Source organism: Kitasatospora sp. NPDC058965, from assembly GCF_042741245.1.
In the GTDB taxonomy this organism is placed as follows: domain Bacteria; phylum Actinomycetota; class Actinomycetes; order Streptomycetales; family Streptomycetaceae; genus Kitasatospora.
The window spans coordinates 1-7,263 of the sequence record NZ_JBHYKG010000384.1 but is presented as its reverse complement, the minus strand read 5'-3'; the positions used below and the strand labels follow the sequence as shown (position 1 = coordinate 7,263).

The window sequence follows — 7,263 nt, the reverse complement described above, 5'->3', positions numbered from 1 at the left end:
CGGCCTTCGAGCGGGCGGTACGGGGGGACCGGATGCACCGGGCCTGACCGCAGCACGGCGGGGCCCGGGACCCCCACGCTGCGGCGCCCGGGCCCCGCCCGTTGAGCGGCCCGCTCCGGAAGGCGGCTACTTCCAGGAGTCGTTCAGGGTGACCGCGCCGGAGGCGCCGGTGGTGTAGGAGCGGTTGCTGCCGCTCTCCCAGGTCACGTTCCCGGCCGAGTCCTTGATGATGTACTTGTACTGGAAGGACGTGTTCGGCGAGATGCTCACCGTCTTCGACCAGACCGGGTAGCCCGCGGAGGAGAGCGGGATCGCACCGGCCGGGTCCCAGAAGCCGAGCGCCGAGATCGAGCCCACCAGGTAGACGTTCTGCCCGGTGACCGTGGTCCGGTTCTCGTCGAAGGTCACGCCGACCGGGCTGGTGGCGGCCGCGCTCCAGCTGTCGTTCAGCGTCGCGCTACCGGAACTCGGCGTGGTGGCCGAGTGGTTGCCGCCGGTCTCCCACTCGATGGTGCCGTCCGGGTCCTTCTTGAAGTACTTGTACTGGAAGGCGGTGTTGGCGGGCAGCGCCACGCTCGCGTTCCACACCGGGTAGCTCGCCGAGGAGAGCGCCACCGCGTTGGCGGTGTTCCAGTTGCCGAGGGCGGCGGTGGAGCCGGTCACGTACACGCTCTGGCCGTACCAGGTGGTGGCGTTCTCGGCGAAGGACTCCGAGACGGTGGCCGAGGAGCCGTTGTAGGTGTCGTTCAGCGCGGCGCTCGACCCGCTGCCGGTGCTGGCGGAGTGGTTGCCGCCCGGCTCCCAGGTGACGTTCCCGTTGGCGTCCTTCTCGATGTACTTGTACTGGATCGCGGTGGACTGCGGCAGGTTGACGGTGACGGTCCAGGCGCTGCCGGACTGGGTCATCGGGACCGCCGAGGCCGGCGCCCAGTTGCCGAGGCCGGCGACCGAGCCGACCAGGTACATCGGGGCGCTGGTGGGGGCGCCGGTCACGGTGAAGGTCTGGGCGACCTGGCCGGCCGGGGCGGTGCCGGTGGGGCTCGGCGTGGGGGTCAGGGTGGGCGTGGGCGTCGGCGTCGAGCTGGGGGTCGAGCTCGGCGTCGGGGTCGGCGTGGGGGACGGGGTGGACATCGCGTACAGCGCCACCGAGTCCTTGGCCGCGACCGAGACGGTCGCGTTGCCGTTCGCGTCCACCGTCACCGTCGGGCCGGAGCAGGCGCCGGTCGCGGCGGTGTAGTCACCGTGGATGACGTCGCAGTAGGTGCCGGCGGCCAGGCCGGTGGCGTAGGTCTTGGTGACCGTCGAGCCCTCGTTGTTGATCGCGATCCAGGCCTTGCTGCCGCGGCTGAAGGCGATCAGGTTGGAGCCGTCGTCGTACCAGTTGGCCACCGACTGGCCCTGGGCCGCGTTGTGCCAGCCGACCATGTTGGCCACGCCCTGGTTGCGGTCGGTGCAGGTCCAGCCGTTGGAGCAGTCGGTGTTGGTGACGTAGCCGTTGGCGTCGGCCGGCGGCGAGTCGTCGGAGGCGTTGAAGTTGAAGCCCGAGTAGACCTGCGGGGTGCCGTAGCCCCAGGCCAGTTCGAAGATGGTGGCCAGGTTGTAGGTGGCGCCATTCTTGTAGTTCAGCGTCGAGCCGTTGCGCTCGGTGTCGTGGTTGGTCACCATCACGGTGGCCTTGTTGCTCGGCTCCAGGCCCCAACTCTGGCCGAAGGTCTTCAGGTTGGAGATGTTGCCGGTGAACTGGCCGCGCAGGTCGGACGCGTAGTTGAACTCGATCAGGCTGCCGTTGCCCTCGAAGGCGCTCATCGCCAGGTTGCCGCCGCCGCCCGGCATGACCTCCTGGTAGACGTAGGGCCGGCTGCCCCACTGGGTGTTGTTCACCTTGGCCAGGATCGCCGTCATGTCGGCCTGGTTGATGTGCTTGGCGGCGTCCATCCGGAAGCCGTCGACGCCCAGGCCCTCCAGGTCGTTGAGGTAGTTGGCCTCGACGGTGCGCACGTGGTCCGACTCGGTGTACAGGTCGGAGAGCGAGACCAGGTCGCACTCCTGGACCTGCTGCTGGTTGTTCCAGTCGTTGATCGCCAGGTTGGAGTTGGGGCAGTTGTTCGGGTAGCTGTGGAAGTCCGCCGAGGTGTAGCCCGCCGAGGAGTAGGAGTAGCTGCCCTCGTTGAAGCTCGCCCCGCCGTAGGAGTCGGTGCTGGACTGGTTGGTCCCGGCGGTGTGGTTCAGCACCGCGTCCACGTAGACCTTGACGCCGGCGTTGTGACAGGCCGTCACCATGGCGGCGAACTGGTCCCGGGTGCCCATCCGGGAGTGCAGGTCGTAGGCGACCGGCTGGTAGACCTCCCACCACGGGTGGCTGGTCTGGTTGAGTCGGATCGAGTCCTGCGGCGGGGCGACCTGCACGGCCCCGTAGCCCTTCGGGCCGAGGACGCTGCCGCACTCGGAGGCCACCGAGGGCCAGTTCCACTCGAAGAGGTTGGCGATCACGTCGCCGCCGTTCGGGGCGCTGGCGTGCGCGGTGCCCTGCAGGCTCAGTGGTAGGACCGAGCCGGCCAGCAGGGCGCCGGCGGCGACCAGGCCGGCCCGGGTGCGCCGGCCGGGCGCGGGACGGCCCGATCTGCGGAAAATGCTCATGGAGTTGTCTCCCGAGGCTCTGGAACCGCCCGCAGGGGGCACCGGCGCACGGCGGGGAGGTCGGGCAGGCCGTGACGCGGGCGCGGTGGGGCCGTTGCGGGCGGCCCGGTGGGTGGGTGGGGGAGCGTGGTCCTGCACCGTGGGGGTGGGGCAGGTGCCTGTGCCGGTGCCGCGGGGCACCCGAGGTCCGTCTCGGGCGGAGCGCGGCGGCCGACTCCGTCTGCGGGGTCACCGCAGGACGTTGACGTGCTGTCAGCCGCGGCCGGCTCGGGGCGGTGGCCGCGAACGAGACGATCCCGTGCCGCACCGGGGTGCGTCAAGAGTCGCTTGGAACTTCTTACCGAAAGTTGCGGAAACGTGTTTCGTGTCCCCGCGGGCCCCGGGGGGCCAGGTGTTTGCTCCCGGCCGGCCGGGTAGGGCCACGGCTGGGGCTATCGGTGGGACCCCGGGTGCGGTGCCGCGCCACGGGTGGGGAACGGAAATGCGGAACCCGCCGAACGGGGGGTTTTCGCCCCCGCCGTTCGGCGGGGTGAAACCGGGCCCCACGCACCTTATCCGGCGCCGTTCGGCGGGTTTTCGGACCATTCCCGCGAATGCCGTCAACGCCGGTTGACCCCTTGCTTTCGCCGCGTCAATACTGTGCATCCGGTTCGGGGCCGTGCCACCCGGAACCGCAGGCCCACCGCCTGTCCAGGGAGGAGGCGGTGGGTTCCACCGGAGGCTCGGGCGGACACCCTGGGGAGGGGTCCGCCGGTAATCCGGGGGACTCGTACGGTGCGCGCGGGAATCGCCCGTACGGGAACTCGCAGCCCGGGCTTGACCCCGAGTCCGGGAATTCCTGTCCCGTGCGCCGGTGGCCCCCGCGAGGTCGCCACCGGCGCACGGTGCTGCCTCCCCTGCGAACCCGCCCCCCGCGTGGGATTCTGGGAGGAGCCGCGGGCAGCGAGGAGTGACTGATGTCGGACGAGGCGTTGATGGGCGACGAGGTCTACCAGCCGGACGGCTCCGAGGTGCAGGACGACATCGGGCCGCTGGAGCCGGAGGACACCCTGGAGGACCGCGGGGTGGAGTCGGCGCTGGACGAGGGGTACAACCCCCCGGAGCACCCGCTCGGCGTGCAGCGCTGGGGCACCACCGCCGCCGAGCAGCGCGAGGGCGAGAGCCTGGACCTGCGCCTCGCCGCCGAGACGCCCGACGTGGCGGACCCCGACGGGGACGGCATCGGCGACACCTCCGGCACCGACGGCGAAGCGCTCGACCCCGAGTTCGGCGACCGCCGCACCGGCCGTCTGATCGCCGCCGACAACGCGCGCAGCGACGTGCTGGCCCAGGACACCGGCATCTGCGGCGGCGCGGCCAGCGCCGAGGAGGCCGCCATGCACACCACCGACGACCCGGAGTGGCTGGAGCTCTGAGCCCCGCGTCCGGGCGCCCCCGTCCGAGGCGCGGAAACCCGTTGCGGCCGCCGCGGCCGGGTCGCGACAATCGGCCGGATGAACGATCACGTCGCCGGCCCGCGCCGGTACACCTTCGCCGACAAGCCCCCGCTGACTGGCAGCCAGGTGACACTGCGTCCGTTCCGGATCGACGAGGACGCCGACGCCGTCCGCGACTGGCTCACCGATCCCGAGTCCCTGCAGTTCACCGACGGCCGCCGCCCGGACGGCACCCCGGTCGCGTGGACCGACGAGGACGAGCAGCGGATGCGCGCCTGGTACGCCACCCGGGCCGAGCAGCCCGACCGGCTGGACTACGCGGTGGTGGACCGCGCGACCGGGCGGTGCGTCGGCGAGGCGGTGCTCAACCAGTGGGAGCCGGACCGGCGCAGCTGCAGCTTCCGGATCGCGCTGGCCGCCGCCGGGCGGGGCCGGGGGCTGGGCACCGAGGCGGTGCGGCTCCTGGTGGGCCACGGCTTCGAGGAACTGGACCTGCACCGGATCGCGCTCAGCGTCTACGCCTTCAACCCGCGGGCCCGTCGCTGCTACGAGAAGGCGGGCTTCGTGCTGGAGGGCACCCGGCGCCAGGTGCTGCCGTTCGGCGAGGAGTGGGTGGACGACCTGGACATGGCGATCCTGGCGCCCGAGTGGGCGGTGCACCGCGGCCACCCCGACGGGGGCGCCCGGTGAGCGGCTACGACCCGGCGACCGCGGAGCAGTACCGCACCGCCCGCGAGATCCCCCGGGCCGGGCTGACCCGCTGGCGCGAGACGATCGCCGCCGAGGCCCGGTTGGCCCCCGGCATGACGGTGCTGGACCTGGGCGCCGGCACCGGGGCCTTCGCCACCGCCTTCCGGGACTGGTTCGACGTGCGGGTGCTGGCCGTGGAACCGGCCGCGGCGATGCGCGCGCTGATCCCGGCGGACCCGCGGATCGAGGTGCTGGACGGGTGCGGCGAGGCGCTCCCGCTGCCCGACGGCTGCGCCGACGCGGCCTGGCTCGGCTCGGTGCTGCACCACCTCGCCGACCCGGCCGCCACCGCCCGGGAGCTGCGCCGGGTGCTGCGGCCCGGTGCGCCGGTGCTGATCCGCAACCTCTTCCCCGGCCGGGCGGAGCGCGACCTGCGGATCCGGTTCTTCCCCGAGACGGCCCGGTCGGTGGAGCGGTACCTGACGGTGGAGCAGGTCTGCGAGGTGTTCGCCGGGGCCGGGTTCGCCCGGGTCGCCCTGCACGCGCTGCCGCAGCGCAACGCCGACACCCTCGCGGCGTTCGCCGCCGGGCTGCGGCGCGACGCGGACACCAAGCTGCGGGTGCTGACGGACGAGCAGTTCGCCGCGGGCGTGGCACGCTTGGGCGAGGCGGCGGCCGCGGATCCCGCCGAGCCCGCCGAGAGCTGGATGGACCTGCTGGTCCTCGCCTGACACCGAGGAGGCCCCCATGGAGATCACCGGTTCGTCCGTGGTGCTCAGGACCGCGACCAGTGCCGACATCCCGGCGCTGGCGGCGATCCGGCGCACCCCGGAGGTGTACCGGCACTGGCGCGGCGGCGAGGACCTGGCCGCCGCGGTGGCGGAGGACCTCGCCGAGCCCGGGGTCTCCCTGGTGGTGCTGCACGGCGGCGCGGTGGTCGGCTACCTGCGGTGGAGCGAGGAGAACGACCCCGACTACCACCACGCGGGCATCGACCTCTACCTGGACCCGGCCGTGCACGGTCGCGGGCTCGGGACCGACGCCGTCCGCACGGCGGCCCGCCACCTGATCGAGGAACGGGGCCACCACCGCCTGGTGATCGATCCGGCGGTCGACAACGCGGTGGCGATCCGCTGCTACACCAAGGTGGGCTTCCGCCCGGTGGGGATCATGCGTCGCTACGAGCGCGGCGCGGACGGGACCTGGCACGACGCCCTGCTGATGGACCTGCTGGCGGCGGAGCTCACCGCGGAGCCGACCGCGGAGCCGACGCGGCGGGGTCCGGCTCGCTGACGGCGGGTCGGCCGAGGAGGCGCCGTACCGTTCGGCGGGTCTGGCCGGCCCCGGGCGGCAGCTGGCCCGCCACGATCGAGGCCAGGGCGAGGGCGAAGCCGAGGAGCTGGAGCGGGCCGAGGGTCTGGCCGAGCAGCACGGCGCCGAGCAGCGCGGCCACCAGCGGGGAGCAGAGGGCGAGGACCGCCACCGAGGCGACCGGCAGGGCACCGATGCCCTGGAACCAGAGCACGTACGTGAGCAGGCCGCAGACCAGGCCGAGCCAGAGGTAGCCGAGGACGGCGGGGCCGTCGACGGCGGGCGGCGCGCCCTCCACCAGGAAGGTCAGCGGCAGTAGGAACAGGCCGCCGGAGGTGAGCTGCCAGCCGGTGAAGGCGAGCGGGCCGACGCCGGCGGGGCGGCCCCAGCGCTTGGTGAGCGTGACGCCCAGGCCCAGGGTGACCGCCCCCGCCACGCCGGTGGCGATGCCGACCGGGTCGAGTGCGGCCTTCGGCCCGAGCACCACCAGGCCGACCCCCACCACGCCGACGGCCGCCCAGGCCAGGCGCCGGGCGGAGGGCCGCTCGCGCAGCAGGAGCAGCGCCAACGCGGTGACCACCAGGGGTTGGGCGGAGGCCAGGGTGGCCGCGACCCCGCCGGGCAGGCGCTCGGCGGAGGCGAAGAGGAGTGGCAGGAACAGGCCGATGTTCAGCACGCCGAGGACGGCGCCCTTCCACCACCAGCCGCCCCGCGGCAGCGTCCGGGTGAGGGCGAGCGCGATCAGACCGGCCGGCAGGGCTCGCAACAGGCCGGCGAAGAGCGGGTGGTCGGGCGGCAGGAGTTGAGTCGTGACGATGTAGACGGTGCCCCAGAGCGAGGGGGCAAGAGCGGTACGCATGGTCAAGGCCAGGGTTCGACTGGTCATGACTGGAGTCTCGACTTGATGCATTGATGAGTCCAATACATGTTTGTCAAGGTATTGATCTCGGTCCGTCATTGATCGATGGTTGATCGATGGAACTGCAGCAGATGCGCTACGTCCTCGCCGTGGCCGAGACGTCCAGCTTCACCAGGGCGGCCGAGCGGTGCCTGGTGGTCCAGTCCGCGCTCAGCCATCAGATAGCCCGGCTGGAGCGGGAGCTGGGGGCCCGGCTGTTCGAGCGGACCAGTCGGCGGGTGCGGCTGACCCCGGCCGGGGCGGCCTTCCTGCCCGCCGCCCGGCAGTGCG

7 protein-coding genes are annotated in these 7,263 nt (G+C 72.7%); 5 read left to right on the top strand and 2 right to left on the bottom strand.

Translation table 11 applies throughout. The annotated features are described in order from the left end of the window. Window positions 1-126 precede the first annotated feature (126 nt). Window positions 127-2,637 (bottom strand): carbohydrate-binding module family 20 domain-containing protein, encoded by a 2,511-nt coding sequence (locus ACFW1A_RS36295; protein WP_380417117.1) that lies wholly within the window; start codon window positions 2,635-2,637, stop codon window positions 127-129. Between the two features lie 956 nt (window positions 2,638-3,593). Between ACFW1A_RS36295 and ACFW1A_RS36290 the strand changes: the two genes are divergently transcribed. The 4 genes from ACFW1A_RS36290 (at window position 3,594) to ACFW1A_RS36275 (ending at window position 6,056) form a co-directional block, all read left to right on the top strand. After that, window positions 3,594-4,052, top strand: coding sequence for a DUF5709 domain-containing protein (locus ACFW1A_RS36290; RefSeq protein ID WP_380417115.1), 459 nt, complete (start codon window positions 3,594-3,596; stop codon window positions 4,050-4,052). Between the two features lie 78 nt (window positions 4,053-4,130). Further along, the gene (locus ACFW1A_RS36285) at window positions 4,131-4,763 is read left to right on the top strand and encodes a GNAT family N-acetyltransferase (protein ID WP_380417112.1); all 633 of its coding nucleotides are present in this window, start codon (window positions 4,131-4,133) and stop codon (window positions 4,761-4,763) included. Beyond that, window positions 4,760-5,494: a class I SAM-dependent methyltransferase gene (locus ACFW1A_RS36280; protein ID WP_380417110.1), complete on the top strand. Its 735-nt coding sequence runs from the start codon at window positions 4,760-4,762 to the stop codon at window positions 5,492-5,494. The genes ACFW1A_RS36285 and ACFW1A_RS36280 overlap by 4 nt, the downstream gene beginning before the upstream one ends. A 16-nt stretch (window positions 5,495-5,510) precedes the next feature. Beyond that, window positions 5,511-6,056 carry a GNAT family N-acetyltransferase gene (locus tag ACFW1A_RS36275; RefSeq protein ID WP_380417107.1) on the top strand — a complete coding sequence of 182 codons (546 nt, stop codon included), beginning with the start codon at window positions 5,511-5,513 and terminating at the stop codon, window positions 6,054-6,056. On the opposite strand, the gene ACFW1A_RS36270 is transcribed toward ACFW1A_RS36275, so the two are convergent. Then, a complete protein-coding gene (locus ACFW1A_RS36270; RefSeq protein ID WP_380417105.1) occupies window positions 6,007-6,960 on the bottom strand; it encodes an EamA family transporter in 954 nt (317 codons plus the stop codon). The two genes, ACFW1A_RS36275 and ACFW1A_RS36270, sit on opposite strands and share 50 nt — an antisense overlap. Before the next feature lie 89 nt (window positions 6,961-7,049). Here ACFW1A_RS36270 and ACFW1A_RS36265 point away from each other — a divergent pair. Then, on the top strand, window positions 7,050-7,263 hold a 214-nt coding region (locus ACFW1A_RS36265), incomplete at its 3' end, for a LysR family transcriptional regulator (RefSeq protein WP_380417098.1).